Origin of the sequence: Paracoccus sp. SMMA_5_TC, from assembly GCF_009696685.2 — a bacterium.
Taxonomy (GTDB): domain Bacteria; phylum Pseudomonadota; class Alphaproteobacteria; order Rhodobacterales; family Rhodobacteraceae; genus Paracoccus.
Window position 1 is genome coordinate 1,201,200 of record NZ_CP102355.1, and the last position, 24,994, is coordinate 1,226,193.

At 67.6% G+C, this 24,994-nt stretch carries 21 protein-coding genes, 1 tRNA gene and 1 pseudogene; 13 read left to right on the plus strand and 10 right to left on the minus strand.

The window, feature by feature from the left end; translation table 11 throughout:
• Positions 1–23: 23 nt before the first annotated feature.
• From GB880_RS06030 to hslO, 6 genes are all read right to left on the minus strand, one after another.
• Positions 24–554, minus strand: a complete 531-nt coding sequence (locus tag GB880_RS06030; protein WP_154494392.1) for a L,D-transpeptidase family protein — start codon at positions 552–554, stop codon at positions 24–26.
• 68 nt (positions 555–622) lie between these two features.
• The gene (locus GB880_RS06035) at positions 623–1,840 is read right to left on the minus strand and encodes a class I SAM-dependent RNA methyltransferase (RefSeq protein ID WP_263467358.1); all 1,218 of its coding nucleotides are present in this window, start codon (positions 1,838–1,840) and stop codon (positions 623–625) included.
• The gene (locus tag GB880_RS06040) at positions 1,837–3,687 is read right to left on the minus strand and encodes an ABC transporter ATP-binding protein (protein ID WP_154494591.1); all 1,851 of its coding nucleotides are present in this window, start codon (positions 3,685–3,687) and stop codon (positions 1,837–1,839) included. The genes GB880_RS06035 and GB880_RS06040 overlap by 4 nt, the downstream gene beginning before the upstream one ends.
• The gene (locus GB880_RS06045) at positions 3,687–4,862 is read right to left on the minus strand and encodes a CCA tRNA nucleotidyltransferase (protein WP_263467359.1); all 1,176 of its coding nucleotides are present in this window, start codon (positions 4,860–4,862) and stop codon (positions 3,687–3,689) included. The genes GB880_RS06040 and GB880_RS06045 overlap by 1 nt, the downstream gene beginning before the upstream one ends.
• Complete coding sequence (locus tag GB880_RS06050; RefSeq protein WP_154494557.1) at positions 4,859–5,446, minus strand: CoA pyrophosphatase; 588 nt, start codon at positions 5,444–5,446, stop codon at positions 4,859–4,861. The genes GB880_RS06045 and GB880_RS06050 overlap by 4 nt, the downstream gene beginning before the upstream one ends.
• A complete protein-coding gene (gene hslO, locus GB880_RS06055; protein ID WP_154494556.1) occupies positions 5,443–6,471 on the minus strand; it encodes an Hsp33 family molecular chaperone HslO in 1,029 nt (342 codons plus the stop codon). The genes GB880_RS06050 and hslO overlap by 4 nt, the downstream gene beginning before the upstream one ends.
• 192 nt (positions 6,472–6,663) lie before the next feature.
• Between hslO and rpe the strand changes: the two genes are divergently transcribed.
• From rpe to GB880_RS06070, 3 genes are read left to right on the plus strand one after another with little or no spacing between them, the layout of a single operon-like run.
• Positions 6,664–7,356: a ribulose-phosphate 3-epimerase gene (rpe, locus tag GB880_RS06060; RefSeq protein ID WP_154494555.1), complete on the plus strand. Its 693-nt coding sequence runs from the start codon at positions 6,664–6,666 to the stop codon at positions 7,354–7,356.
• Positions 7,353–8,576 carry a 3-deoxy-D-manno-octulosonic acid transferase gene (locus tag GB880_RS06065; RefSeq protein WP_263467361.1) on the plus strand — a complete coding sequence of 408 codons (1,224 nt, stop codon included), beginning with the start codon at positions 7,353–7,355 and terminating at the stop codon, positions 8,574–8,576. Before rpe ends, GB880_RS06065 begins: the two co-directional genes overlap by 4 nt.
• Before the next feature lie 23 nt (positions 8,577–8,599).
• The gene (locus GB880_RS06070) at positions 8,600–9,019 is read left to right on the plus strand and encodes a DUF1178 family protein (protein ID WP_154490482.1); all 420 of its coding nucleotides are present in this window, start codon (positions 8,600–8,602) and stop codon (positions 9,017–9,019) included.
• 16 nt (positions 9,020–9,035) lie between these two features.
• Here GB880_RS06070 and GB880_RS06075 read toward each other — a convergent pair whose 3' ends face one another.
• Positions 9,036–11,438 (minus strand): thioesterase domain-containing protein, encoded by a 2,403-nt coding sequence (locus GB880_RS06075; protein ID WP_195840841.1) that lies wholly within the window; start codon positions 11,436–11,438, stop codon positions 9,036–9,038.
• A gap of 247 nt (positions 11,439–11,685) precedes the next feature.
• Here GB880_RS06075 and GB880_RS06080 point away from each other — a divergent pair, with 247 nt between their 5' ends.
• Positions 11,686–12,018: a DUF2794 domain-containing protein gene (locus GB880_RS06080; RefSeq protein ID WP_154490478.1), complete on the plus strand. Its 333-nt coding sequence runs from the start codon at positions 11,686–11,688 to the stop codon at positions 12,016–12,018.
• Here the strand turns inward: GB880_RS06080 and GB880_RS06085 are convergent.
• Positions 12,015–13,205: pseudogene (locus tag GB880_RS06085) on the minus strand (pyridoxal-phosphate-dependent aminotransferase family protein). The gene GB880_RS06080 and the pseudogene GB880_RS06085 overlap by 4 nt on opposite strands.
• A gap of 130 nt (positions 13,206–13,335) precedes the next feature.
• On the opposite strand from GB880_RS06085, the gene GB880_RS06090 reads away from it, so the two are divergent.
• Genes GB880_RS06090 through dinB form a run of 3 tightly spaced genes read left to right on the plus strand, consistent with a single transcriptional unit; the run spans position 13,336 to position 16,897 of the window.
• Positions 13,336–15,075, plus strand: coding sequence for an ABC transporter ATP-binding protein (locus GB880_RS06090; RefSeq protein WP_263467362.1), 1,740 nt, complete (start codon positions 13,336–13,338; stop codon positions 15,073–15,075).
• Entirely contained in the window at positions 15,075–15,806 is a 732-nt protein-coding gene (ygfZ, locus tag GB880_RS06095; RefSeq protein ID WP_154490476.1) for a CAF17-like 4Fe-4S cluster assembly/insertion protein YgfZ, read from the plus strand. The genes GB880_RS06090 and ygfZ overlap by 1 nt, the downstream gene beginning before the upstream one ends.
• Positions 15,803–16,897 (plus strand): DNA polymerase IV, encoded by a 1,095-nt coding sequence (gene dinB / locus GB880_RS06100; protein WP_263467363.1) that lies wholly within the window; start codon positions 15,803–15,805, stop codon positions 16,895–16,897. The genes ygfZ and dinB overlap by 4 nt, the downstream gene beginning before the upstream one ends.
• On the opposite strand, the gene GB880_RS06105 is transcribed toward dinB, so the two are convergent.
• Positions 16,888–17,832 carry a tellurite resistance TerB family protein gene (locus GB880_RS06105; protein WP_263467364.1) on the minus strand — a complete coding sequence of 315 codons (945 nt, stop codon included), beginning with the start codon at positions 17,830–17,832 and terminating at the stop codon, positions 16,888–16,890. The two genes, dinB and GB880_RS06105, sit on opposite strands and share 10 nt — an antisense overlap.
• A 219-nt stretch (positions 17,833–18,051) precedes the next feature.
• Between GB880_RS06105 and tuf the strand changes: the two genes are divergently transcribed.
• Together tuf and yghX are read left to right on the plus strand one after the other, a co-directional pair.
• Entirely contained in the window at positions 18,052–19,227 is a 1,176-nt protein-coding gene (gene tuf, locus GB880_RS06110) for an elongation factor Tu (protein ID WP_154490446.1), read from the plus strand.
• 194 nt (positions 19,228–19,421) lie between these two features.
• Positions 19,422–20,312 (plus strand): YghX family hydrolase, encoded by an 891-nt coding sequence (gene yghX / locus GB880_RS06115; protein ID WP_154490474.1) that lies wholly within the window; start codon positions 19,422–19,424, stop codon positions 20,310–20,312.
• A 175-nt stretch (positions 20,313–20,487) separates the two neighbouring features.
• Here yghX and GB880_RS06120 read toward each other — a convergent pair whose 3' ends face one another.
• Positions 20,488–21,585 carry an ATP synthase F0 subunit B gene (locus tag GB880_RS06120; RefSeq protein WP_154490472.1) on the minus strand — a complete coding sequence of 366 codons (1,098 nt, stop codon included), beginning with the start codon at positions 21,583–21,585 and terminating at the stop codon, positions 20,488–20,490.
• Positions 21,586–21,972: 387 nt separating this feature from the next.
• On the opposite strand from GB880_RS06120, the gene GB880_RS06125 reads away from it, so the two are divergent.
• From GB880_RS06125 to nusG, 4 genes are all read left to right on the plus strand, one after another.
• Complete coding sequence (locus GB880_RS06125; RefSeq protein ID WP_154490470.1) at positions 21,973–23,814, plus strand: ABC transporter ATP-binding protein; 1,842 nt, start codon at positions 21,973–21,975, stop codon at positions 23,812–23,814.
• A 48-nt stretch (positions 23,815–23,862) separates the two neighbouring features.
• Positions 23,863–23,938 (plus strand) — tRNA-Trp (locus tag GB880_RS06130).
• A gap of 120 nt (positions 23,939–24,058) precedes the next feature.
• On the plus strand, positions 24,059–24,253 hold the full coding sequence (secE, locus tag GB880_RS06135) for a preprotein translocase subunit SecE (RefSeq protein WP_154490468.1): 195 nt from the start codon (positions 24,059–24,061) through the stop codon (positions 24,251–24,253).
• A 184-nt stretch (positions 24,254–24,437) separates the two neighbouring features.
• Complete coding sequence (gene nusG, locus GB880_RS06140; RefSeq protein ID WP_154490466.1) at positions 24,438–24,977, plus strand: transcription termination/antitermination protein NusG; 540 nt, start codon at positions 24,438–24,440, stop codon at positions 24,975–24,977.
• Positions 24,978–24,994 lie beyond the last annotated feature (17 nt).

Consider the following 24,994-nt stretch of genomic DNA (forward strand, 5'->3'; position numbering starts at 1 on the left):
GGCGCTGCCGGCCCCGCCCCCGTTTACGGATAGATGAAGATCGGCACCCCCGGTTGCAGCATGGCAAAGATCTCTTCCATCTCTTCGTCGGTAACGGCGATGCAACCGGCGGTCCAGTCGCGGCGCTGCTGCACCAGCTTGCGGCCTTCGGGGCCAAGGCCGTGGATCATGATGTCGCCGCCGGGGCGCAGGCCCATCATCGCCGCCTGCGCCACGTCCTGGGCCGAGGGATAGGAAATGCCCACCGACAGGTGATAGCGGCTGGCTGGGTTCTTGCGGTCGATGAAATACATCCCCTCGGGCGTGCGACCGTCGCCCTCGAATCGCTTCGGGCCATTGGGATCCGTCCCAAGACCGATGTCGTAGCTTTTCAGCACCTGCCGGCCGCTGAGCAGATACATGCGACGTTCGCCCTTCTTGACCACGACCTGGGTCACAGGCGGTCCGTGATAGGTCTTGAACTTGCTGGAGGACGGCTTGCTGCTGTCGCCGCCGCAACTTGCCACCAACGCGATGGCCACCACCGCGATCAAAGCGCGAATTGCCCGAATCATCACTGCCCTCTAGGCGCCTGAAGGCGCTGTTGATTTTCCCCACGATTAGCACATCGCGGGCAAATTCGCTAGCTTCGGCGAAATTCCGCCACGGTTTCGACATGCGGCGACCAGCGGAACTGATCGACCACGAACAGGCGCGTCATCCGCCAGCCGCCGGTGGCGAGAATCCGCGCATCGCGGGCAAAAGTGACCGGATCGCAGCTGACCCAACCCAAGGTTGTGGCCGCCGCCCCCGCCAGTTCGCGGGCCTGTGCCTCGGCCCCGGCGCGCGGCGGGTCGATCACGATTGCGTCATAGGCCAGTTCGTCCGACAGCAAGGGCCGGCGCGCAAGGTCGCGGACCTCGGTCGTGATTCGCTGCAGGCCGGGGGCATGGCGGGCTGCGGCGGTCAGCGCCTCCAGCGGTGCGGCCAGCCCCTCGACCGCATGGACGCGGGCGGTTTCGGCCAGTGGCAGGGAAAACGTGCCGCAGCCCGCGAACAGGTCGAGGATGCTGCGCGCGCCGCGGGTGATGTCGCGCAGCGCCGCGGTCAAGGCGGCTTCGCCCTCGGCGGTGGCCTGCAAAAAGCCGCCGGGCGGCGGCACCACCTGGGCGCGGCCCATCGGCAGGGCGGGCGGCCGGCGGGTGATCGACTGCCCGTCCCAGGTCAGCCGGGCCAGGTCGCCCGTCTCGGCCAGGGTGGCCAGATGCTGAAACAGCTCGGGCTCCATCGGTCGGCCGCCGGTCACCGCGACATCCAGCCCCGCCGGCCCGGCGATCACCGTCAGCGACACTTCCCCCGCGCGCGAGGCACCGGCCCGCACCAGTTCGCGCAACAGGTTCAGCCGGTCCTGAATCTGCGGGCGCAGTACATGGCAATCGGCCAGATCGACGATCACATCCGAGGCGCGGGCGTGAAAGCCCAGAAGCACGCCCTTGCGGGTGCGGCGGCCCGACAGCACCGCCCGCCGGCGCGACCGCGGCGGCGACACATGCACCCCCGCCACCGGCGCCTCGAGCCCCTGGGCCCGCAGCGCCTGCACCACCACGTCGACCTTCCAGTCGCGCAGGAAGCCGTCGCTGGCATGCATCAGCGAACAGCCACCGCAGGCACGGTAATGGCCGCAGGCCGGCCGCACGCGCTGCGGCGACGGTTCCAGGATGCGCGGGCTGGCGATGCGACCGTCCGATGCCTCGCCCTCGATGCGTTCGCCGGGCAGGACCAGCGGCGCCAGGGCCTGCTGCGAATCCGAACGGGCGACGCCATCGCCCTTGCGACCCAGCCGTTCCACGGTCCAGATCATTGCGCGGCCTCGGCGCTGTCGTCCTCGGTGCCCAGAAAGCCGCCAGACTGGCGGTTCCAGTAACGGGCATAGGTGCCTCCGCGCGCCAGCAACTCGGCGTGGCGGCCGGATTCGACGATGCGCCCGGCCTCGAGCACGACGATCCGGTCCAGTTCGGCGATGGTGGACAGCCGGTGCGCGATCGCCAACACGGTCTTGCCCTGCATGGCGCGGTGCAGCGCCTGCTGGACCTGGGCCTCGACCTCGCTGTCAAGGGCGCTGGTCGCCTCGTCCAGCACCAGGATCGGCGCGTCCTTCAGAAGGGCGCGGGCCAGGGCGATGCGCTGACGCTGACCGCCCGACAGCTTGACGCCGCGTTCGCCCAGATGCGCGTCATAGCCGCGCCGGCCCATGTGGTCCTGCAACCCCAGGATGAAATCATGCGCCTCGGCGGCGCGGGCGGCGGCGATGATCTGGTCCTCGGTCGCGTCGGGCCGGCCGTAAAGGATGTTGTCGCGGGCCGAGCGGTTGAACATCGCGGTTTCCTGGGTGACCATGGCGATGTTGCGGCGCAGGCTTTCCTGGGTCACGGCGCGCACGTCATGGCCATCGACGCGCACCGCGCCGGCCTCGACATCGTAAAGCCGCAGCAGCAGCGACACCAGCGTCGATTTGCCCGCCCCCGAGGCGCCGACGATGCCGACCTTTTCCCCAAGCATGACATGCAGGCTGAGATCGTCAAGCCCGCCCGTCGTCCGACCATAGGCAAAGCTGACATGGTCGAAGTCGATGTCGCCCCGCACCCGGCCCAGGGCCAGCGCATCGGGGGCGTCGGTCAGGGCATGGGGCGGCGACAGGGTGCGCATGCCGTCCTCGACCTCGCCGATGCTGCCCCAGACCCCCATCAGCGCCATGCTGACCCAGCCGGTCATCTGCGCCAGCCGCATGGCAATGGCGCCCGAGGCGGCGATGTCGCCGGCGGTGGCCAGCCCCTCGCGCCACAAAAGCAGCGTGCCCCCGATCAGCACCACCGGCAGCGCGCCGGCGACCAGCATCAGCGAGAACCGGAACCAGGTCGAGACGCGGCCGAAATCCAGCGCCCTTTCGCGAAACCCCGCCATCGCGCCCAGGGCGGCGCGGTCCTCGTGTTCGGCATGGGCGAACAGCTTGACGGTCTTGATATTGGTGATCGTATCGACCACCTGGCCCGTCACCATCGCCCGTGCCGAGGCCCGGCTGGCCGAGCGGCTGCGGATGCGCGGCAGGAAAAAGCGGATCAGCACCACATAGCTGGCCAGCCAGGCCAGCATCGCCACCGCCCCCCAGCCATCGACCGAGACCAGAAACGCCGCCGATCCCAGGATCGAGGCCAGGGCAAAAGCCACGACGTTCACGAATTCGCTGGCCACATCGGTGACGGCGCGCGCGGTCTGGGTCTGTTTCTGGGCGATGCGGCCGGCGAAATCGTTGTCAAAGAAGGTGACCGCGTGCCCCATCGTCCAGCGATGCAGCCGCGACAGCACCAGCGGAAACAGGTTCGGGCCGATGATGACGCTGGAACTGGCGGTGGACAGGCCAAAGATTGCCGGTCGGATCACCAGAAAGAACAGCACGAATCCGGCGATCAGCCCGCCCTTGTCGGCGATCAGCCGATCAGGAGTCGTGGTCACCACCGCGTCGATCACCCAGCCCAGCAGCACCGCCGAAACGATGTCGGCCAGCCCGCTCAAGGCCGAGGCCACGGCGGCAATCGCCAGCCCCGGCCAGGCGCCCGACAGGCACCAGCGGAAAAACGCCAGCAGGCTGCGCGGCGGCGGGCCCTCGGCGGGTCGGAAGGCGTCGATCAGGCGGGCAAGGACGGCATGCATCACGCATTCCCTTCGGGGGCCAGGGCGATGCGGCGCAATTCCTCGCGTGGCAGTTCAAAGCCGCTGTCGATCCAGGCGGTTTCGGCCCGGCGCAGCGCCTGACCCAGTTCCGGACCGGTCAGATCGGGCATCAGGTCGCGCGCCGCCAGCGGAAAGCGCGCCGCCGCGCCCCGCGCCAGGTCGTGGCACCAGCCGAATTGCGGCGGCTGGCCACGCGCGGCGCGGATCAGCACCGCCTGCGCCGCGGCGTGGCGGCCCAGGCGATAGGCGGCTTCGGGTGCGGGCAGGCGCAGCGCCTGGGCAATCTGGTCCTGTTCGCGGATCTCGTCGCGCGACAGCCGCAGGTCGCGGCCCGGATCCTTGGCGCCCAGCAGTGCCAGCCGTCGCGGCCAGACCGGCAGCGCCCCGCTGCCCAGGTCCTGTTCGCATTGCACCAGATCGGCCATGTCGCCGGGATCGGCACCGGGCAGGACCAGTTCCAGCACCCCGGCCTCGGCCATCAACGCCAGCGCCGGTGCGGGATCGGGCGCGGCCAGCAGCTTGCGCATTTCATGGCCGATGCGCTCGCGCGAAATTCCCGCCAGCCCGTGACGCTGCGCGCCGCAGGCCGCCAGCGCATGCAGGTCGGCCTCGCGTCCATACCAGGCCAGAAAGCGGAAAAAGCGCAGGATGCGCAGGTAATCCTCGGCAATGCGGCGCTGGGGGTCGCCAACAAAGCGCAGCCGGCGCGCGGCCAGGTCGGCCAGCCCGCCCACCGGGTCCAGCACCCGGCCCGACAGATCGGCATAAAGCGCGTTGATGGTAAAGTCGCGACGCCGCGCATCCTCGTCCAGGCGGTCGGAATAGGCGACGACCGCGCGTCGGCCATCGGTGGCCACGTCGCGGCGAAAGGTGGTGACCTCGTAGCCGCGGCCCTGCGCGACCACGGTGACGGTGCCGTGGTCGATGCCGGTCGGCACCGCGCGCAGGCCGGCCGCCTCGGCCAGGGCGATGCAGTCCTGCGGCAGGGCCGAGGTGGCGATGTCGATGTCGCTGACCGGTTCGCCCAGCAGGGCATTGCGCACCGCGCCGCCGACCACCAGCGCCTGATGTCCGGCCCCGGTCAGTGCCGTGACCACCTGGCGCAGCCCGGGATCGGACAGGAAACCGGCCTGCAGCCGGGGGGCACGGCTCATGACGCCAACCTCTGCGCCAGCGCGTGCAGCACCCGCGCGGTCGCGCCCCAGATGTAATAAGGCCCCCAGGGCGCGACATAATAGTCGCGGCGGATGCCCCGCCACAGCCGACCCTCGACGCGGTAGCTGGCAGGGTCGGCCACATGGGCAAAGGGCACGGCAAAGACCTCTTCGACCTCGCCCGCCTCGGGGATCGGGGTGAAGGTGCCGTGGATCAGCCCGACCACCGGGGTCATGGCGTAATTGGTGATGGTGCGATGCGGCGGCAGGCAGCCCAGAACCTCGACCTGTGCGGGCGGCAGGCCGATTTCCTCCTGCGCCTCGCGCAGGGCGGCGGCGGTTTCGTCGCGGTCGCCGGGATCGACCTTGCCGCCGGGCAGGGCGATCTGGCCGGGATGGTTGCGCAGACTGCTGGCGCGCTTGGTCAGGATCAGCCGCCCGTCGGCGGCGTCAAAGGCCGCCAGCACCGCGGCCGGGCGCAGGCCAGCCGGCTCGGGGCCCGGCCCGCCCAGGTCGAAATCCGACGAAGGCGAGGCCGGACGGGCCAGCGCGGACAGCAGACGGGCGCGGATCGACACGCTCAAGGCGCCGCACGGCTTTCGGCGCCGTCGCTGCCCACAGCCAGGGGATTGCCCTGCGCGTCCAGGGTGGCCTCGAACCCCAGGCTGCGCGGGTCGAATTCGTAATGGGCACCGCAGAACTGGCAGTCTGCCGTGACCACGCCGGCCTCGTTGGTCATGTGGGCGATGTCCTTGGCCGAATAGATCGACAGCGTGCCGCGCACCCGATCCGCGTTGCAGGAGCAGCCAAAGACCAGCGGCTGCGGGTCGAAGGCCAGCGGCTCTTCCTCGTGGAACAGGCGATAGACCAGGTTCGGCAGCGGCAGCGACGAATCGACCAGTTCCATCGCCTCGACGGTGCCTAGCAGCATGGTCGAGCGGTTCCAGTCCTCGGACTGGGCGCCTTGCAGGATATCGGCGGCTTCGATTTCCTCGCCGGTGACGGCAGACTGGCTGCTGGCGGGCAGGGTTTGCAGCATGATGCCGCCCGCACGCCAATGCGGATCGTGCTGGCCCGGTGCCTGTGCGCGACCGACCGTCAGTTCGAAACGGGTCGGCAGCTGTTCCGAGCGGGCGAAATAGGTCTGCGCGCAGCTGGCCAGCGATCCGCCCGCAAGCGGCGTCATGCCCTGATAGGGGGTCGTGCCTTCGCCCTGGTCGATCAGCACCGCAAAATAGCCCTGGCCCAGCTGGTCGAAGCCTGCGGCGCCCGGTTGCAGCCTTTCGGGATCGAAGCTAGCCCAGGCGCGCATCCGCGCCGGGCCGCCGTCGGTTTCGGGCGCGTAGTAATCGGTGGCGATGGTGCGGATCGCGCCATTGCCGCGCACCTGCAAGGACAGCTTCCAGCGCAGCTTGATCGTCTGGCCGATCAGCGCCGTCAGCAGCGCCAGTTCGGCCACCATGGCGCTGACCGCTACCGGATAATCGTGGCGCGACAGGATATGTTCCAGCAGCGGACCAAGCCTGGCGGCGCGGCCGCGCATGCCCGATCGCTCTAGCTGAAAGGGCAATACGCTGTCGTCGCGGGAAAGCTCCATCGTCTCGGTCATGCTGTGTCCTTCGGAACAGGGATGCGCGGGCGGCGAGGCGCCCGGGCCTTGGCAGCAATATATAGGGGTTGCGATGCAAAGCCCAAGGGGGCGGCGGTGGCCTGCGCAGCCTGAACGATGGCGCAGTGGCGGCGGTTGACGCGCGGGCGGTTTCGCGGCTAACCCGATGCGACCGCCAAACGGAGCCCTGCCATGACCTTCGACCGCCGCATCAAGATCGCGCCCTCGATCCTGTCCGCCGATTTCGCGAATTTCGGCCAGGAGTGCCGCGCCGTCGAGGAGCAGGGCGCCGACTGGGTTCATGTCGATGTGATGGACGGCCATTTCGTCCCCAACCTGACTTTCGGCCCGGCGATGTGCAAGGCGATCCGGCCGCATATTCGCGGGGTGATGGACGTGCATCTGATGATTGCACCCGTCGATCCCTATATCCAGGCTTTTGCCGAGGCCGGCGCTGACATCATCACCGCCCATGCCGAGGCCGGCCCCCATATCCACCGCACCTTGCAGGCGATCCGCGCCAGCGGCGCCCGCGCGGGGCTGGCGCTCAATCCCGGCACCCCGGCCGAGGCGGCGGCCCCGGTTCTTGATGACATCGACCTGATTTGCGTGATGACGGTGAACCCCGGCTTTGGCGGGCAGAAGTTCATCCGCTCGATGATCGACAAGGTGCGGGTGCTGCGCGCCATGATCGGCGACCGTCCCATCCATATCGAGATCGACGGCGGCGTTGATGCGCAGACCGCGCCCTTGGTGGCGGCAGCGGGGGCAGATGTGCTGGTGGCGGGATCGGCGGTGTTCCGGGGCGGCTCGGTTGCCGATCCCGCGCCCTATGGCGCGAACATACGCGCCATCCGCGAGGCCGCCGAGGCCGCGCGGCGGTGATCTGGCGCGGCGCCACGGCGCTGGCGGGCGCGGCGCTGGACCTGATCGCGCCCCTGGGCAGCCCCGATTGGCGCGAACGTCTGGCGCTGGAGGGGCCGGTCATCGCCCCCGGGGGCGTCTGGCTGCATGCCGCCAGCCTGGGCGAGCTGGCCTCGGTCCGGGTGCTGGCCAGCGATCTTGCCCGCGATCTGCCGCTGGTCGTCACCACCAACACCACCAGTGGCCGCGATCTGGCGCGGCGGATGGGCCATGCCTGTGCGCTGGCGCCGCTGGATCTGCCGCAGGCGTTGCGGCGGTTTCTGGATCGCACGCGGCCATCGGTCCTGGTGACGGTGGAAAACGAACTCTGGCCCAACCGCTCGGCGATGACGGCGGCTCGGGGGGTGGCGCAGGTCGTCGTCGGCGCGCGCATCTCGGCGCGGTCGGCGGCACGCTGGCGGCGGCTGCCGGGTTTGATCGCGCCGATGCTGGGGCGTATCGACGCACTGTCGGCACAGGACGCGGACAGCGAGGCGCGGCTGCTGGAGCTGGGGTTGCCCCCGCAGGCGCTGACCCCGCGGCTGAACCTGAAGCTGCTGGCGCCGTCGCAGACCCGACCGGACCCCGAGGCCCCCGATCGCGCGCGGGTGATCCTGGCCGCCTCGACCCATGACGGCGAGGACGCAGTTGTGCTTGATGCCTTTCTTGCAGCCCGGGCGCGGCAGGGGGATCTAAGGCTGATCCTGGCGCCGCGTCATCCGGCGCGCGGTGATGCGGTGGCCGCGCTGATCGCGGCGCGCGGACTGCCGCTGGCGCGGCGCAGCCAAGGGGCGGACGCGCAGGCGCCGGTTCTGCTGGCCGACACGCTGGGCGAGATGGAGCGCTGGTATCGTGCTGCCGGCATCTGCATCACCGGCGGTTCGCTGGTGGATCACGGCGGTCATACCCCCTGGGAGCCCGCCGCCTGGCGTTGTGCCATAGTGCACGGCCCCCATGTCGCCAATCACGCTGCCGATTATGCCGATCTGGATGCGGCCGGCGCGGCAAGCCCGGTTCGGCCGGCAGAGCTGGCGGATTTGTTGCCGCAGCTGGCCGGGGATGTGGCCTGTCAGCGCCGCATGGGGGCCGCTGCGCGCGCGATTCTGGTGGCAAGGGCTGGCGATCCTGCCACGTTGCTGGCGCAGATTCGGCACCTGGCGCGGGGCGATCTTGTATCCGGCGCGGCGCGGACAGATATCTGACAGGGAAAGGAGTCGCTGTCGACATGATCCGTTATGCCCTGCGTTGTGACCATGGCCATGACTTCGATGGCTGGTTCAGATCCTCGGAGGCCTTCGATTCCCTGCGTTCTGCGGGGCAGGTGACCTGCGCGCATTGCGGCAGCCCGCATGTCGACAAGGCGCTGATGGCGCCGCTGGTCGCGCATGGCTCTGGCGACGACGCGCCCTTGCGCAGCCCGCGCGATCCGCATGAAGAGGCGCTGGAACGCCTGCGTCGTCATGTCGAGGAAACGTCGGATTACGTCGGCATGTCCTTTGCCGCCGAAGCGCGCGCCATGCATGAAGGCCGCGCGCCCGAGCGGCCCATCCATGGGGAAGCGCGTCTGGACGAGGCGCGTCGCCTGCTCGAGGATGGTATTCCGGTCGCGCCCCTGCCTTTCCGCGCCCGCCAGCGCGTCAACTGAACCCTGCCCAGACAGTTCACGCCTGCTGCCCGGGCGTCGGTGCGGCGGTTTCGGCCAGGCGGCGTCCCAGTTCGGATGCGATCAGCAACACCCCGTCCGGATGCAGGAAGTCTTGATGCGCCAGCGGAACCGGGACCGCCTCGATCGCTTCGGCATAGGGCGCCCAGCTGTCGGGGGGCGGCACCTGGCTGGCATCCTGCGGCAGGCCCTGGAAATGGATCAGCTTGCCTTGATACCGGCGGTGGTGATGGGCGCGAATCTGCTCGGTCAGGGCGCGGGCACTGTCCAGCGCCCGCTCGAGCATGGGCGACGCCAGGGTGCTGGCGTCGCGCTCATCCGTCATCTCGCCTGACGAGGGCAGGAACCCCGCCTGTATCAGCAGTTCCGAGGCCGAAGTCGGTGCCGCTGCCCGGTCGCGCCAGAGCTCGGCCGGATAGCTGTCAAGCAGCGCCACCATGCCGGGCCTGCGGCCCTGCGCCATCAGGATCACTGCCACCTCTTGCGCCAGGATGCCGCCTGCTGCCCAACCTGCCAGGTGCAGTGGACCGTCCGGCGCCAGTTCGCAGATCTGTGCCGCGTAATGGCGCGCAAGCGCCGGCAGACTGGCAGGCAGGGTATCGTCCTGCATCAGCATGGGGTGTTGCAAGCCATAGACGCGCCGGGGCGGATGCAGACCTTGCGCCAGCGCGCGATAGGCCCAGCTCAGCCCTGCTGCCGGGGGCAGCAGAAACAGCGGTGCCATCTGCGCGGGTCCGGGGGCCAGAAGCAAGGCGGGTCCGAAACCCGCGCTTTGCGGCGACGCGGTGTCCAGCTCGGCTGCCAGCCGTCCCAGCATCGGGTAGGCGAAAATGGTTCCCAGTCCCGGTGTCCGACCCATCGCCACGCCGATTTCGCGCGCAAGGCGCACCGCGGCCAGTGAATCGCCGCCCAGGGCAAAGAAATCGTCCTGTGGTCCGGGTGGAGCCGGCAGGCCCAGGATCCGGGCCACAAGCTGGCCAAGAAGAGTCTCGGTTGCGCCATGAGCCCGCGGCGGCGGCGCAAGCGTCGCCGGGGGTGCCGGGCCGACGACACGCTGCGGGGGTCGGGGCAGCGGCAGATCCTTCAGCCGGCGCGCGCTGGGCAATGCCTCGATCACCGCCTCGATCCCGTCGGCCAGACCTGTCAGGGCCGCGATATCGTGAACGCCATTCTCGCCGGTCAGGGACAGCGACAGGCCCGTGTCGGGCCGGCCGTGAAAGCCGACCAGCAGCGGTGCGGGCACCCACCCGCCCATCGGCTGCAACCGAAGGGACATCTGGGGCAGGTTAGGCGGAACATTCTGCGGTTGCAGGTCGATCACGGCACCAAACAGCCGCCGACCGCTGCCCACCATTCCCAGATCACGGCGCAGATGTTCGCTGCGATAGCGACCATGGGCCCGAGCCTCTGCCAGTTGCCGGGATTGTTCGGTCAGCCAGGATTGCACGGATGTTTCGGGCGAGGAACTGTCCGGCGCATGGGGCAGGATGTTCGCGGACATGCAGGGCAGGCTGGCGCGGTCCTTGTCTGCAAGGGCCGAATGGCCGATGCCCAGCAACGCGCAGTCCATCCAATGGCTCAGATACCGCGTGGCGATCGCGGCAAGCAGATCTGGCCAGGCGAGGGCGTTGCTGGCCGCCTGATCGGCCACGATGGCGGAAATCCGCGCGGGCAGGGGCCGGTGCAGCACCTCGAACCGCCCGATGCCCGAGACAGGACGGGCGGGCGCGCCCGTCCCGGATCGCTGATCGCCATGCTCTGCCGGGATCGCCGGCGATCCGGTCAGACGCTGCAGCCAGAAGGCGCGCTCGACCTGGCGTCGGGGTGAGTGGCGCCAGAAGCGGTCCTGGTCGATGGCATGGGCCCAGGCGCGAAACGGGCGCGGTGCCCGCCCAAGGCCCAGCATGGCCAGGTAATGTCCGGCCATCTGATGCAGGATGGCCATGATGCCGGCGTCGTCGCAGGCCAACTGATGCAGACGCAGATACATCAGGTGATGATCGGGGCCCAGGACGAACAGCGTCACCGCCCCGGCCGGATCCTGCGCCAGATCCAGCGGCCGGTTCAGATCGGCCTGCATTTGCGCATGAGCCTGCTGAAGCGGCTGCGACCGCGCCGAGACATCGACATATCCCAGCATCGGCGGCCGGCCGGGCCATTGCCGTGGCCCCGCCGCGCAGCTGCGAAAGCGCAACGCCAAGGCCGGGGTTTCGGCAATGGTGCGGGCGACAGCCTGGGCCCAGACATCTCGGTTCAGCGGCCCGCGCAGATCCAGAACATGCGCCCTGTTCATGGCCGGATTCGCCGGCTCCAGCGCCTGCGCATACCACAGCCCCTCTTGCGCTTCGGTAAGCGCCAGCCCCCATGCAGGGCCGTCCTGTGCTGCGTCCGCCGCGAACATGGCGGGCCGCCTGCGCGAATCCGGCTGTGTCAACGGTCCTCTACCCTTGTGCCGCCGCAATGCGGCAGGTCTGACAACACAAACCCTGGCGCGCCGATTGGCGACGAGCCCGGATGTCCCCCTCTGTCTGTCGCAGACATTCTGCCACAGAGGCCGGGCGGATGCCAGCAGCAGCCGTCGCGGCAATCCGGTGCCTGGCGTGTTTTCCATTGATCGCCTGTGCCGGCGGTGTCACCATCGGCTCATGATGAACGCGCCGACCGGGTTTTCTGCCGACCATGACCGCGTGGCCTTTGACCGGGCCGAGCTGGGGGCGATCCTGTCGGTCTATGGCCGCATGGTGGCGGCCGGGGAATGGCGCGATTATGGCATGTCGTTCCTGCGCGACATGGCAGTGTTTTCGATCTTTCGCCGCGCGGCCGAGCACCCGCTGTATCGGATCGAAAAGCGCCCGCGGCTGCGCCATGCCCAGGGCCAGTATGCGGTGATTGCCATGGACGGTCGCATCCTGAAACGCGGCCACGACCTGCCCACCGTGCTGCGGGTTCTGGAAAAAAAGCTGATCCGCCCGGTCGATTAATCCGCCGCGCTGCCCGCCAGCCGCGCCAGAACGGCGGCGGCGGCGGTGGTGCCGCCGGGCTGGTGCGGGATGTCCAGCGCCAGCATCGCGGCTTCGATCCCGGCCAGTGCGCCCAGGATCTGCTGCCCGCTGGCATGGCCCATATGGGCGATGCGCAGCGCATGCTCGGGCTGGGCCGCGCCCAGGCCCACCCCCAGCGTCAGACCCAGGTGATTTTCGGTGAACTGGCGCAGGGCGCTGGCCTGCGGCAAGGTCACCGCCGTCACCGACCGCGCGCGCGCCGCCGGATCGGCGACCACCGCGGCAATGCCGTGACGTCCTTCCGCGTCCTAGGTCGCCAGTGCGGCCCAGACCGCCTGTGCCAGCCCGTGGTGGCGGGCCCAGGCCGCGGGCAGGGTTTCTTCCTCCAGCAGCATGGTCAGCGCCTCGTTCATGCCGAATATGTGCTGCACCGGCGGCGTGCCGCCCCAGAACTGCCACAGTTCGACCGCGTCCGCCCGCGGCGCCCAGTCCCAATAGGGCGTGGCCAGCCCCGCCCGCCCGCGCGCCCGCGCCCGGTCGGAAAACCACACCAGCCCCAGCCCCGGCGGCACCATCAACCCCTTCTGGCTGGCCGAGATCAGCACATCGATGCCCCAATCGTCCATCAGCAGCGGCTCGCAACCCAGCGAGGCGATGGCATCCACCGCCAGCAGGGCCGGATGGCCCGCCATGGCCGCCCGCAGCGCCGGCAGGTCGGCGCGCACCGAACTGGCGGTATCGACATGGCAGACCATGACGGCGCGGATGCGTTGCTGCCGGTCCCGGGCCAGGTGCTGGGCGAGCCGGTCGGGTTCGGGGGCCGCGGGCCCGAAATCGATTTCCTCGACCTCGACCCCCAGCCGGCGCGCGTGGGCGGCCCAGCTGCGGCCGAAATGCCCCGATACCAGCGCCAGGGCGCGATCGCCCGGGTCGAAGATATTGGTGATCGCCGCCTCCCATCCGGCGTGGCCGTTGCCGATATAGGGGGCCAGATGCGCCCGCGTTCCCGCAAGCTGCTTCAGACGGGCGATCATGCGCCGGTTTTCCTGCGCCAGGGCGGCGCCATAGATGTCGGGCGCGGCGCGGTGCATGGCGCGCAACACCCGGTCGGGAACCGCGGACGGACCTGGTATGGCAAGGACGGGATGGCCCTGGGCAAAGTTCATGCGCTTGTCTTTCCGTTTGCGCCCATCGGTATGCCGGCGTCAAGGCGCGGTCAACGGCCTCGATCTGCGGCCGCTTGCCCTGACCTTGCGGGCACCGTATCCCTTGGCCAACGCGACACCCGGAGTCCCGATGGCGGAAAACCTGCAACGCACGGCCAACCTGTTTGCGCGGATGTGGCGCGACTATCTGCATCCCTACTGGGGCCGCATCCTGCTGGCGATGCTGTTCCTGATTGTCGAGGGCTCGACGCTGGGCCTGCTCAGCTGGATGCTGAAGCCCCTGTTCGACCGCGTCTTTGTCGGCGGCGACACCGGCGCCATGTGGTGGGTGGGCGGCATCATCTTTGGTCTGTTCCTGCTGCGCGCGACCACATTCGTGATAAACCGCAGCCTGATGACCTCGGTCTCGCTGGCGGTGTCGACGACGATGCAGACCGACCTGTTGCGCCACATCATGCGGCTGGACAACGACTTCTTCCAGAAGAACCCGCCCGGCGCGCTGATCGAGCGGGTGCAGGGCGATTCCATCGCCGTGCAGGGGGTCTGGTCCACCTTCATTTCCGGCATGGGGCGCGACATCGTTTCGCTGGTGTCGCTGTTTGCGGTGGCGATTGCCGTCGATCCGGAATGGACGCTGGCGGCGCTGATCGGTGCGCCCATCCTGATCCTGCCAACCTTGATGGTGCAGCGCTACATGCGCCGCAAGATGCGCCAGAACCGGGTGAACGCCAGCGACCGCGCCACACGCCTCGACGAGGTTCTGCACGGCATCAACGCCGTCAAGCTGAACCGGATGGAGAACTATCAGGCGCATCGCTTTGCCGAGATCGTCGATCGCATCCGGCTTGCCGAAATCAAGATGTCGGGCATCGGCGCCACGGTGCCTGCCTTGATCGACGTGGTCACGGGGCTTGGCTTTGTCGGGGTGCTGTGGCTGGGCGGGGCCGAGGTTACCGCCGGCCAGCGCACCGTGGGCGATTTCATGTCGTTCTTTTCGGCCATGGCGCTGGCCTTTCAGCCGCTGCGGCGGCTGGGGGGGGTGGTCGGCACCTGGCAGACCGCCGCCGCCAGCCTCGAGCGCATCTATGCGGTTCTGGACCAGCGCCCCAGCATCATTTCGGGCCCGCGCGAGCAGCCGCCGCCCGACACCACCATCACCTTTCAGGACGTGTATCTGGACTATGACGGCCATCCGGTGCTGAACGGGCTCAGCTTTACCGCCGAGGCCGGACAGACCACCGCGCTGGTCGGGCCTTCGGGCGCGGGCAAGTCCACGGTGTTCAACGTGCTGACCCGGCTTGTCGATCCGCGCGCCGGGCAGGTCACGCTGGGGGGCGTGCCGCTGGCAGAATTCGACCTGGCGGTGCTGCGCGACCAGTTTTCGGTCGTCAGCCAGGACGCGGCGCTGTTCGACGAGACGCTGCGCGAGAACATCCTGCTGGGCCGCCCCGAGGACGACCAGGCCCTGCGCCGCGCCATCGTCGCCGCCCATGTCGCCGATTTCACCGATGCCCTGCCTGCGGGGCTTGATACGGCGGCGGGGCCGCGCGGCTCGGCCCTGTCGGGGGGGCAACGTCAGCGGGTGGCGATCGCGCGCGCGGTGCTGCGCGATGCGCCGGTGCTGCTGCTGGACGAGGCAACCAGCGCGCTGGACGCGCAAAGCGAACGGCTGGTCCAGCAGGCGCTGGACGATCTGTCGGCCGGGCGCACGACCCTGGTCATCGCCCATCGCCTGGCCACCGTGCGCCAGGCCGACAAGATCGTGGTGATCGAGGCGGGCCGGGTTGTCGAACAGGGCAGCCATGACCAGTTGATTGCCCGGGACGGTGCCTATGCCGCCCTGGTCAAACTGCAATTCGGAGACAGGTGATGCGGCGTATTCTGGCGGTCGGCGGCGAGGATAGGGTTGCCTTCCTGCAAGGTCTGGTGACGAACGACCTGCGGCGCCTGCCCTGTTGGGCGGCGCTGTTGACGCCGCAGGGCAAGTATCTGGCCGATTTCCTGATCGTTGCCGATGGCGAGCGGTTGCTGATCGATGTCGATGCGCGACTGGCCGAGGATCTGTTGCGCCGTCTGAGCATGTATCGGCTGCGCTCGCGCGTAGATCTGGCGGCGCTGGACATGACGGTGGCGCGCGGCACAGGGCCCATGCCCGCCGGCGCCATCGCCGATCCGCGCCACCCGGCGCTGGGCTGGCGGCTTTATGGCGGCCAGGGCGACGACGGCAGCGACTGGGACGCGATCCGCGTCGCCCATTGCATCCCCGAAACCCTGGTGGAACTGATCCCAAACGAAACCTATATCCTCGAAGCCGGGTTCGAGCGGCTGAATGGGGTCGATTTCCGCAAGGGCTGCTATGTCGGCCAGGAGGTAACTGCCCGCATGAAGCACAAGACCGAGCTGAAAAAGGGGCTGATGACGGTCGGCATCGACGGCGCGGCCCCGGTCGGCACCCCGATCCTGATGCCCGACGGGCGCGAGGCCGGGGTGCTTTACACGCAATCGGGCGGCCGGGCGATTGCGTATCTGCGGTTTGACCGGCTGGGGCCCTTTGCCGATGGCGGCGCGCTGACGGCGGCGGACGCGCGCATCCTGCCATGACCGCGCCGCCGGGGCCGGCCGGCATCCGCCGCATCGTGCATGTGGACATGGATGCCTTTTTCGCCTCGGTCGAACAGCGCGACGACCCGCGCCTGCGCGGGCTGCCGGTGGCGGTCGGGGGGATCGAACGCGGCGTGGTCGCGGCCGCCAGCTATGAGGCGCGGCGCTTTGGCGTGCGCTCGGCCATGCCGTCGCGCCAGGCGCTGCGGCTGTGCCCCGACCTGGTGTTCGTCAAGCCGCGCTTCGATGTCTATCGCGCCGTCAGCCGGCAGATCCGCGAGATCTTCGCCGAATATACCCCGCTGATCGAGCCGCTGTCCCTTGACGAGGCCTATCTGGACCTGACCGATCATCTGCACGGCCGCACCGCCACCCGCATCGCCCAGGAAATCCGCGCCCGCATCCGCGCGGCGACGGGGCTGACGGCCTCGGCCGGGGTCAGTTACAACAAGTTCCTGGCCAAGCTGGCCTCGGACCAGCGCAAGCCCGACGGGCTGTTCGTGATCCCGCCCGAGGCGGGCCCGGATTTCATCCACGGCCTGCCGATCGGCCGCTTTCACGGCATCGGCCCGGCCACGGCCGCACGGATGCAGGCGCATGGCATCCATACCGGCGCCGATCTGGCCCGACAGAGCCTGGAGTTCCTGACCGCCCGTTTCGGCAAGTCCGGGAATTATTACTGGAATATTGCCCGCGGCATCGACAACCGCGAGGTGCGCCCCGACCGTATCCGCAAAAGCATCGGTGCCGAAAATACCTATTTTCAGGATCTGCGCGACCTGGCCGCGGCCGAAACGGCCCTGGCCGAACTGGCCGAAAAGGTCTGGCGCCATGCCAGCAATGCCGGCCGCAGCGGGCGCACCGTGACGCTGAAGGTGAAATACGGCAATTTCCGTCAGATCACCCGCGCCCGCACCTTGCCCGTCCCCGCTGCCGGGCCCGGCGATCTGCTTGCGGTGGCGTGCGAACTTTTGGGACCGGTGTTTCACGACCCGCATGGCGTAAGGCTCTTGGGCATCACGCTTTCGGGGCTGCAAACGGCGGGGGCGGTGGACGCCCCACGCCAATTGGGTCTGTTCGATCAGGCGTAAAGGTTGACCACGCCGACCTGCTGGTGGATGCCGTTCACGGTGTCGCGGTCAAGCCCGAGACCCTCGGCCAGCTGATGCAGATATTCGGCTTCCTTGCGGTTGTCGAAATCGATCGCCATCAGCGACATCAGATAGACCTGCGGGCCCAGTCCCTGGGGCACCTCGCGCACCAGGCCGGCGACATCGACGGGCGCGGCCATCTGTTCGCGGATGAATGCACGTTCATCCTCGTCCAGATCTCCGAACTGATCCATAAGCCGGGCCTTTTCCTGTTCGTCGATCTCGCCATCGGCCTTGGCGGCCTGGATCATCGCCTTCAGCATCAGCCCGGCGACGGCATTCTGTTCGGCCGTGGGCGGGGTCGAGGGCTCGTTGCCCGTGGCCAGCGCCTCGTTCAGCAACTCGCCAAAGCTGGAATCGTTCTGCGCCTGGGCACCTTTCTGCGCAAGCCCACCGGTCTGGGCACCTCCGGCCTGGGCGCTGCCGCGCCCGCCCAGCAGGTCGCCCAGGATACCGCCCAGGCTGCCTGCGGCCGCACCACCCAGGATGCTGCCCAGTCCGCCGGCGGATCCCGCCTGACTGCTGCCCTGACCCGCGCGGGTCAGCTGATCCAGGATGCCGCCCAGCCCGCCCGAGGCCCCGGCCTGGCGCGGCGAATGGCTGCCGCCATAGCTGCTGCCGCTGCCGGCGCCGGGGCTGCGGCCGCCCAGCACCTGACCCAGCAGATCCCCAAGCCCGCCCGAACCTGCGCTGCGGCTGCCTGCCTGGCCGGTATTGTTGCCAAGAAGCTCGTCCAGCAGCCCACCCGAGCCTTGCCGGCCGGCGGTTTGTCCTGAACCATGCGGACGGTTCTGGGCATTCTTCATCATCGTGCCGATCCCCTTGGCCAGCATCACGCCGGCAGCGACACGGGCAAGGGATTTCATCAGGCTCATCTTGGCTTCTCCGAACTGTTGCGGGGCGGCGGACTTGACGCCTTGGTGACGACAGGGGCAACGCGGGCGCAGCGGCATGGTTCCGCCGCGATTCCTGCCCGACCAGCCTACACCCGAACGGGCCGGGCGCACTTGATTTTTCTGCGGCAGGATTATAAGTCGCGGCGGATGTTTCACGACGGGGCTGTCGCGCGGGTGGCCCCCCGATAGGAGGCCATGATGGCAAAGGCAAAGTTTGAGCGTACGAAACCGCACGTCAACATCGGGACGATTGGTCACGTTGACCACGGCAAGACGACGCTGACGGCTGCGATCACCAAGTATTTTGGCGAATTCAAGGCCTATGACCAGATCGACGGCGCGCCGGAAGAGCGTGCGCGCGGGATCACGATCTCGACCGCGCATGTGGAATACGAATCGGATTCGCGCCACTATGCGCATGTGGACTGCCCCGGCCACGCGGACTATGTGAAGAACATGATCACCGGCGCGGCGCAGATGGACGGCGCGATCCTGGTGGTGAACGCGGCCGACGGCCCGATGCCGCAGACGCGCGAGCACATCCTGCTGGGCCGTCAGGTGGGCATTCCCTACATGGTCGTCTACCTGAACAAGGTCGACCAGGTTGACGATCCCGAGCTGCTGGAACTGGTCGAGATGGAAGTGCGCGAGCTGCTGTCGTCCTACGACTATCCCGGCGACGACATTCCGATCGTGAAGGGTTCGGCGCTGGCGGCGCTGGAAGGCCGCGACCCCGAGATCGGCGAGAATTCGATCCGCGAACTGATCAAGGCGGTTGACGAATACATCCCGACGCCGGAGCGTGCGGTGGACCAGCCGTTCCTGATGCCGATCGAGGACGTGTTCTCGATCTCGGGCCGTGGCACGGTTGTGACCGGCCGGGTCGAGCGTGGCGCGGTGAACGTGGGCGACGAACTGGAAATCGTCGGCATCCGCCCGACGAAGAAGACGACCTGCACGGGCGTCGAGATGTTCCGCAAGCTGCTGGATCGCGGGGAAGCCGGCGACAACATCGGCGCGCTGCTGCGCGGGATCGAGCGTGACGGCGTCGAGCGCGGTCAGGTGCTGTGCAAGCCGGGTTCGGTGAAGCCGCACACCGAGTTCGAGGCCGAGGCCTATATCCTGACCAAGGAAGAGGGCGGCCGCCACACGCCGTTCTTTGCGAACTATCGCCCGCAGTTCTACTTCCGCACGACGGACGTGACCGGGACGGTGAAACTGCCCGAGGGCACCGAGATGGTGATGCCGGGCGACAACCTGAAGTTCACGGTCGAGCTGATCGCGCCGATCGCGATGGAAGAGAAGCTGCGCTTCGCCATCCGCGAAGGCGGCCGCACCGTCGGCGCCGGCGTGGTGTCGAAGATCCTGAAGTAAGGGCTGCCGGGCGCAGCTGCTGCGCCCGCACCCCCCTTCGCAGGCGCGCGCAACCCCTGCGCCCGCCCCCATCACCGCCGGATGATCCCCCGGGATATCACGGCAAGACCAGGGCCGCCCCAAAAGGGCGGCCTTCGGTATGTCGACGCGCAGCATTTCGTGCTAGGCTGGTCCGATCCAGCAGGGGTACGGGCATGGCTGACCGCAAGAAGGCATCCGATTTTCATCCGCGCATCCTGGAAATCTATGACGGCTATGTGCATGGCCGGATCAGCAAGCGCGATTTCATGGTGCAGGCGGCGCAGTTCGCCACCGCCGGCGTGACAGGCGCAGCCCTGCTTGAGGCGCTGCGCCCCGATTATGCGCTGGCCCAGCAGGTGGCGCCGGACGATCCCGAAATCCGCACCGAGACGGTCGCTTATGACAGCCCCCGTGGCCATGGCCGCATCAGCGGCCTGATGGCCCGACCCAGCGCCGCCGCGGGCAAGCTGCCCACCGTGCTGGTGGTGCATGAGAACCGCGGTCTCAATCCCTATATTGCCGATGTCGTCCGTCGTCTGGGCAAGGCCGGTTATCTGGCCCTGGGACCGGACGGGCTGAGCCCGCTGGGCGGTTATCCCGGCGATGACGACAAGGGCCGCGAGATGCAGGCCAGCATGGATCCGGCCCGATTGATGGAGGATTTCTTCGCAGCGCATGAGTTCCTGCGCGACCACCCCGACGGCACGGGCCGCAGCGGCGCTGTGGGGTTTTGCTATGGGGGCGGCGTCTGCAATGCGCTGGCGGTGGCCTATGCGGATCTGGCGGCCTCGGTGCCGTTCTACGGCCGCCAGCCCCGCGACGAGGAGGTGGCGCGGATCCGCGCGCCCTTGCTGTTGCATTACGCCGAACATGACGAACGCGTGAATGCCGGCTGGCCCGCCTATGAGGCGGCGCTGAAGGCTCATGGCAAGGACTATCAGGTGCATTTCTATCCCGGCACCCAGCACGGGTTTCATAACGACAGCACGCCGCGCTACGATCCGGATGCCGCCGAACTGGCCTGGCGCAGGACGCTGGAGTTTCTGAGCCGACATTTGTCCTGAGCAGCTGCCCGCAGGCAGATCGGATCAGGCGCCCCGCTACCCTTTCCCATGCGCGGCGGGAAAGCACTGGGCAGGCATATTGTTTCAACAGCTTGCGGGCGACGTTTTCATATCGTCCGCCCCCGGTGTCGGGGGCGGGCTTGTGGCATCGTTCAATCGCGAAAAGTTCGGGCGGTCAGCGGCGGTAGGATAATCCGCCCCAGATGCGTCCTTCGTCACGATCGCGCCCGCCGCGAACGGCGCCGATATATGCCGCAGCGGCGGCGACAAGCGCCGAAGCCGCCAGCAGGAAGGCCGTCAGAATTCCGGTTATCCGGGCCTTTTCGGCAGCATCGGCAGCCTGCTGCTTGGCCTCCTCGATACGGCGATCGGCCTCGGCCTTCAGCTGCTCTGCCTGTGCCTTGGCTTCCTCGAGCTTCTTTTCGGCCTCGTCCCGGATCGCCTGGGCGCGCGTCACCGCCTCTTCGACACGGGCATCGACCTGCTGTTCGTCAAGACCGGTGCGCAAGGCAACCTGCTGACGCAGATAATTGCGGTCGGATTCCGGAATTTCACCGGTGCGGATCAGATTGGCGAAAATACCGACGATCTGGCGCTGGGTTTCCGTTCCATTGGCCTGCACATCCTGTTGCAGGTTGGTCAGGGGGCCTTGTCCATCCGGCCGCAGCAAGGTGTCGGTGACATATTCCAGCGGATTGGCCTGCATTCCGGCCGGCATGGCGTCCTCCAGCGCTGGTGCCGCAGCCTGGCTGACACCTTGCGCCATACCGCCAAGCACCTGCCCGGCCCCCGAAACGGCGCCTCCGGCCAGTTGACCGGCGCCCTGGGCAATACCGCCTACCGCGGAACCTGTCGCCTGGACGACACTGTCAACGGCAGTGCCGGCTGCACGCAAGCCGCCCGTGACCGCCGAGGCGGTCATGACTGCGGTCACGATGATGCCGATGCCCCAGACCGTCAGCCCGTTCATGCCATCCCGAACACTGACTTCCTCGCTGGAGGCTGCACCGACAGGACGGCGCATCCGACCGGCAATATAACCGCCCAGCCAATTGGCCGCGACCAGGGATGCAATCATGAAAATGGCGGTGATAATCAACCAGATGATGCTGATTCCGCCATCCTCTCCGATCGAAACCGATCCAAGACCCAATGCGGCGGAAAATGTCGTGAAAACCACGGCAATGGCCGTGGCGACAACCGCACCGGCCAGAACTGCAGCCCAATCCACGTAGCTGCCACTGGTTTTCGTGGTGTTTTCGGGCATCGACATCAGCGCAATCCCAGCAATGACAGGACGAAAAGGACAACGACGACAAGGCCGACCAGATAGATTATCGAGTTCATGGGTTCATATCCTCGGAATGGATGCAATTCCGGGTTTGAACGTATCGGCGGGATATCCGGTTTCCCGTTTTCGCGGCATTTTCTGAAACAGGGCAGGCGAAATAGAAAACGTGCAAGTGGCACATGATTATTGCATATATATCAATGGCGACAAGAAAGTCGCAAATAATGGCGGGCGCGATCGGCATGTGTTGACATGATTGTGGTTGCCACTGACAGACTGTAGCTTCCGGGCAGACCGCGTGCGGGCGCATTGCGCCCCGATGCCATGATCGGGCGCGGTCAATCGACGATCTGCAAAAGAGGCCAGCCGATGTTCACCTGGTTCGAGCGGCGGCTCGATCCCTATCCCGTCGAGGCGCCGCGGATGCCCCCGCAGGGGCTGTGGCGCTTCATCCTGCATTTCTCGGCCGGGGCCAAGGGCTACATGCTGGCCATGGCGGCCTGTTCGGCGCTGATCGCAGTGGCCGAGGTGGTGCTGTTCGGTTATCTGGGCACGCTGGTCGATCGGCTGGCCGCCAGCGACCGCGCGGGGTTCTGGGCCAGTGAAGGGCCGCGGCTTTTGTGGATGGCGGCGATCCTGGTCATCGGCCTGCCGCTGTTGCAGGTGCTGTTTTCGCTGCTGATGCATCAGACGCTGATGGGCAATTTTCCCCAGCGCATCCGCTGGCAGGCGCATCGCTATCTGCTGCGCCAGTCGATGAGCTATTTCCAGGACGAGTTCGCCGGGCGCATCGCCACCAAACTGATGCAGACCGCGCTGGCCGTGCGCGAAGTGGCGATGAAGTTCATGGATGTGCTGGTCTATGTCGGGGTCTATTTCATCGGCGCGCTGGTGCTGGCGGCCTCGACCGACGGCTGGCTGGCGCTGCCGTTTCTGGGCTGGGGACTGCTTTACGGCCTGCTGCTGTGGTGGCTGGTGCCACGCATCGGCCGCATCAGCCAGGCCCAGGCCGATGCGCGGGCGGTGATGACCGGGCGGGTGGTGGACAGCTATACCAATATCTCGACGGTGAAGCTGTTTTCCCATTCCTCGCGCGAGGAGGCCTATGTGAGGGCCAGCATGGACGGGTTCCTGGCCACGGTGCATGGGCAGATGCGGCTGGCGTCCCTGCAGAACATCCTGCTGGCCTCGTTGAACTCGGGGCTGATCTTCGCGGTGACGGGGCTGGGTCTGTGGTTGTGGCTGCGCGAGCAGGTCGAGGTCGGGGCGCTGGCGGTGGCAATTCCGCTGGCACTGCGGCTGGGCAACATGTCGCACTGGATCATGTGGGAATTTGCGGGGCTGTTCGAGAACATCGGCACGGTGCGCGACGGCATCGGGTCGCTGTCCTTGCCGCGCATGGTCACGGATGCGCCCGACGCGCGGCCGCTTGCGGTGGTCGCGGGCGAGGTGCGGTTCGAACGGGTGACCTTCCGCTATCCGCAGGCCGGCCGCGCCGGGGCCGAGGCGGTTCTGGACGATCTTGACCTGACCATCGCGCCGGGCGAGCGCATCGGCCTGGTCGGTCGTTCCGGGGCGGGCAAATCGACGCTGGTGAACCTGCTGCTGCGTTTTCACGATCTGCAAGGCGGGCGCATCCTGATCGACGGCCAGGACATCGCGCGGGTGACGCAGGAATCGCTGCGCGCGGCCATCGGCGTGGTGACGCAGGATACCTCTTTGCTGCACCGCTCGATCCGCGACAACGTGGCCTATGGCCGGCCCGATGCCAGCGAGGCCGACATCCGCCGCGCGCTGGATCTGGCCAGGGCGGGGTTCATCGACGGGCTGACCGATTCGCATGGCCGCCGCGGCCTGGACGCGCATGTGGGCGAACGCGGCGTCAAGCTGTCGGGCGGGCAGCGTCAGCGCATCGCCATCGCCCGGGTGCTGTTGAAGGATGCGCCGATCCTGGTCCTGGACGAGGCGACCAGCGCGCTGGACAGCGAGGTCGAGGCGGCGATTCAGGATCAGCTGGAACTGCTGATGCAGGGCAAGACCGTGATTGCCATTGCGCATCGGCTGTCCACCATCGCCCGCATGGACCGGCTGGTGGTGATGGAACGCGGCCGCATCGTCGAACAGGGCACGCATGATGACCTGCTGGCGCGCGGGGGGATTTACGCCGGCCTCTGGGCGCGGCAATCGGGCGGCTTCATCGAGGCGGGATGATTTCCTCTTGAACCGGGCGCGCGGCTGCCTTAATCAGATGCGCGGCTTAGGGGTTTAGCTCAGTTGGTAGAGCATCGGTCTCCAAAACCGAGGGTCGTGGGTTCGAGTCCCCCAACCCCTGCCAGCCGCCTTTCCGGCATTCCTTGGATCTAAAGCCACCACCGCGCCAATCCGCCCGGTGGCAGGGGTTGAAACGCGGCCCGGCTCCGGCTATCTGAGGCGCTGCAAGACCGAAGGGAAACCCATGGCCAACCCCGCCCAGTTCATCAGTCAGGTGCGCGCCGAAGTCGGCAAGATCACCTGGCCCACCCGTCGCGAAGTCATCACGACCACCATCATGGTGTTCATCATGGCGACCTTGGCGTCGATCTTCTTCTTCCTGGTCGATCTGGCCATCAAGACCGGGATTTCGGCGATCATCCAGTCGGTGGGCAGCTAGGGCTTGCATTGTCTTGCGGGTGGCGGTATGTCCGCCCGACTTGCCCGAACTGCGGCGTGCAACGATTCGCTCGTGCGCGCCGATTTCAATTTGGCCCGGCGGCGTCAGTCGCTTGTGGCGGGCATAACAGGAATTCAATGGGGCGGTGCAGCCGTTCCGGATGGAAGCAGGGGTCGATCGAGACATGGCAAAGCGTTGGTATTCGGTCAGCGTCCTGTCGAACTTTGAAAAGAAGGTTGCCGAAGCCATTCGTCAGGCTGCTGTCGAAAAGGGGCTCGAGGCCGAGATCGACGAGGTGCTGGTTCCGACCGAGGAGGTCATCGAGATCCGGCGCGGCAAGAAGGTGACCTCCGAGCGTCGCTTCATGCCGGGCTATGTGCTGGTGCATATGGATCTGACCGATCGCACCTATCACCTGGTCAACTCGATCAATCGCGTGACCGGCTTTCTGGGCGCCCATGGCAAGCCGATGCCGATGCGCGATGACGAGGTTAATGCGATCAAGCATCGGTCGGGTGTTGGCGGCGCCGAGGTGGCCCCGCGCAACCTGATCCGCTTTGATGTGGGTGAAAAGGTCAACGTGACCGATGGCCCCTTCGAGGGCTTCTCGGGCATGGTCGAGGAGGTGGACGAGGCGGCGAACCGGATCAAGGTCACGGTTTCGATCTTTGGTCGTCCCACCCCCGTCGAACTGGAATTCACGCAGGTGTCCAAGACCGCGTGATCGTTGCGGGAGGCCTA

Coding starts and splice junctions, on each gene's coding strand:
- GB880_RS06030 (WP_154494392.1), bottom strand. CDS start 554: ATGATTCGGGCAATTCGCGCTTTGATCGCGGTGGTGGCCATCGCGTTG.
- GB880_RS06035 (WP_263467358.1), bottom strand. CDS start 1,840: ATGATCTGGACCGTGGAACGGCTGGGTCGCAAGGGCGATGGCGTCGCC.
- GB880_RS06040 (WP_154494591.1), bottom strand. CDS start 3,687: ATGCATGCCGTCCTTGCCCGCCTGATCGACGCCTTCCGACCCGCCGAG.
- GB880_RS06045 (WP_263467359.1), bottom strand. CDS start 4,862: ATGAGCCGTGCCCCCCGGCTGCAGGCCGGTTTCCTGTCCGATCCCGGG.
- hslO (WP_154494556.1), bottom strand. CDS start 6,471: ATGACCGAGACGATGGAGCTTTCCCGCGACGACAGCGTATTGCCCTTT.
- rpe (WP_154494555.1), top strand. CDS start 6,664: ATGACCTTCGACCGCCGCATCAAGATCGCGCCCTCGATCCTGTCCGCC.
- GB880_RS06070 (WP_154490482.1), top strand. CDS start 8,600: ATGATCCGTTATGCCCTGCGTTGTGACCATGGCCATGACTTCGATGGC.
- GB880_RS06075 (WP_195840841.1), bottom strand. CDS start 11,438: ATGTTCGCGGCGGACGCAGCACAGGACGGCCCTGCATGGGGGCTGGCG.
- GB880_RS06080 (WP_154490478.1), top strand. CDS start 11,686: ATGAACGCGCCGACCGGGTTTTCTGCCGACCATGACCGCGTGGCCTTT.
- GB880_RS06090 (WP_263467362.1), top strand. CDS start 13,336: ATGGCGGAAAACCTGCAACGCACGGCCAACCTGTTTGCGCGGATGTGG.
- ygfZ (WP_154490476.1), top strand. CDS start 15,075: ATGCGGCGTATTCTGGCGGTCGGCGGCGAGGATAGGGTTGCCTTCCTG.
- dinB (WP_263467363.1), top strand. CDS start 15,803: ATGACCGCGCCGCCGGGGCCGGCCGGCATCCGCCGCATCGTGCATGTG.
- GB880_RS06105 (WP_263467364.1), bottom strand. CDS start 17,832: ATGAGCCTGATGAAATCCCTTGCCCGTGTCGCTGCCGGCGTGATGCTG.
- tuf (WP_154490446.1), top strand. CDS start 18,052: ATGGCAAAGGCAAAGTTTGAGCGTACGAAACCGCACGTCAACATCGGG.
- yghX (WP_154490474.1), top strand. CDS start 19,422: ATGGCTGACCGCAAGAAGGCATCCGATTTTCATCCGCGCATCCTGGAA.
- GB880_RS06120 (WP_154490472.1), bottom strand. CDS start 21,585: ATGTCGATGCCCGAAAACACCACGAAAACCAGTGGCAGCTACGTGGAT.
- GB880_RS06125 (WP_154490470.1), top strand. CDS start 21,973: ATGTTCACCTGGTTCGAGCGGCGGCTCGATCCCTATCCCGTCGAGGCG.
- secE (WP_154490468.1), top strand. CDS start 24,059: ATGGCCAACCCCGCCCAGTTCATCAGTCAGGTGCGCGCCGAAGTCGGC.
- nusG (WP_154490466.1), top strand. CDS start 24,438: ATGGCAAAGCGTTGGTATTCGGTCAGCGTCCTGTCGAACTTTGAAAAG.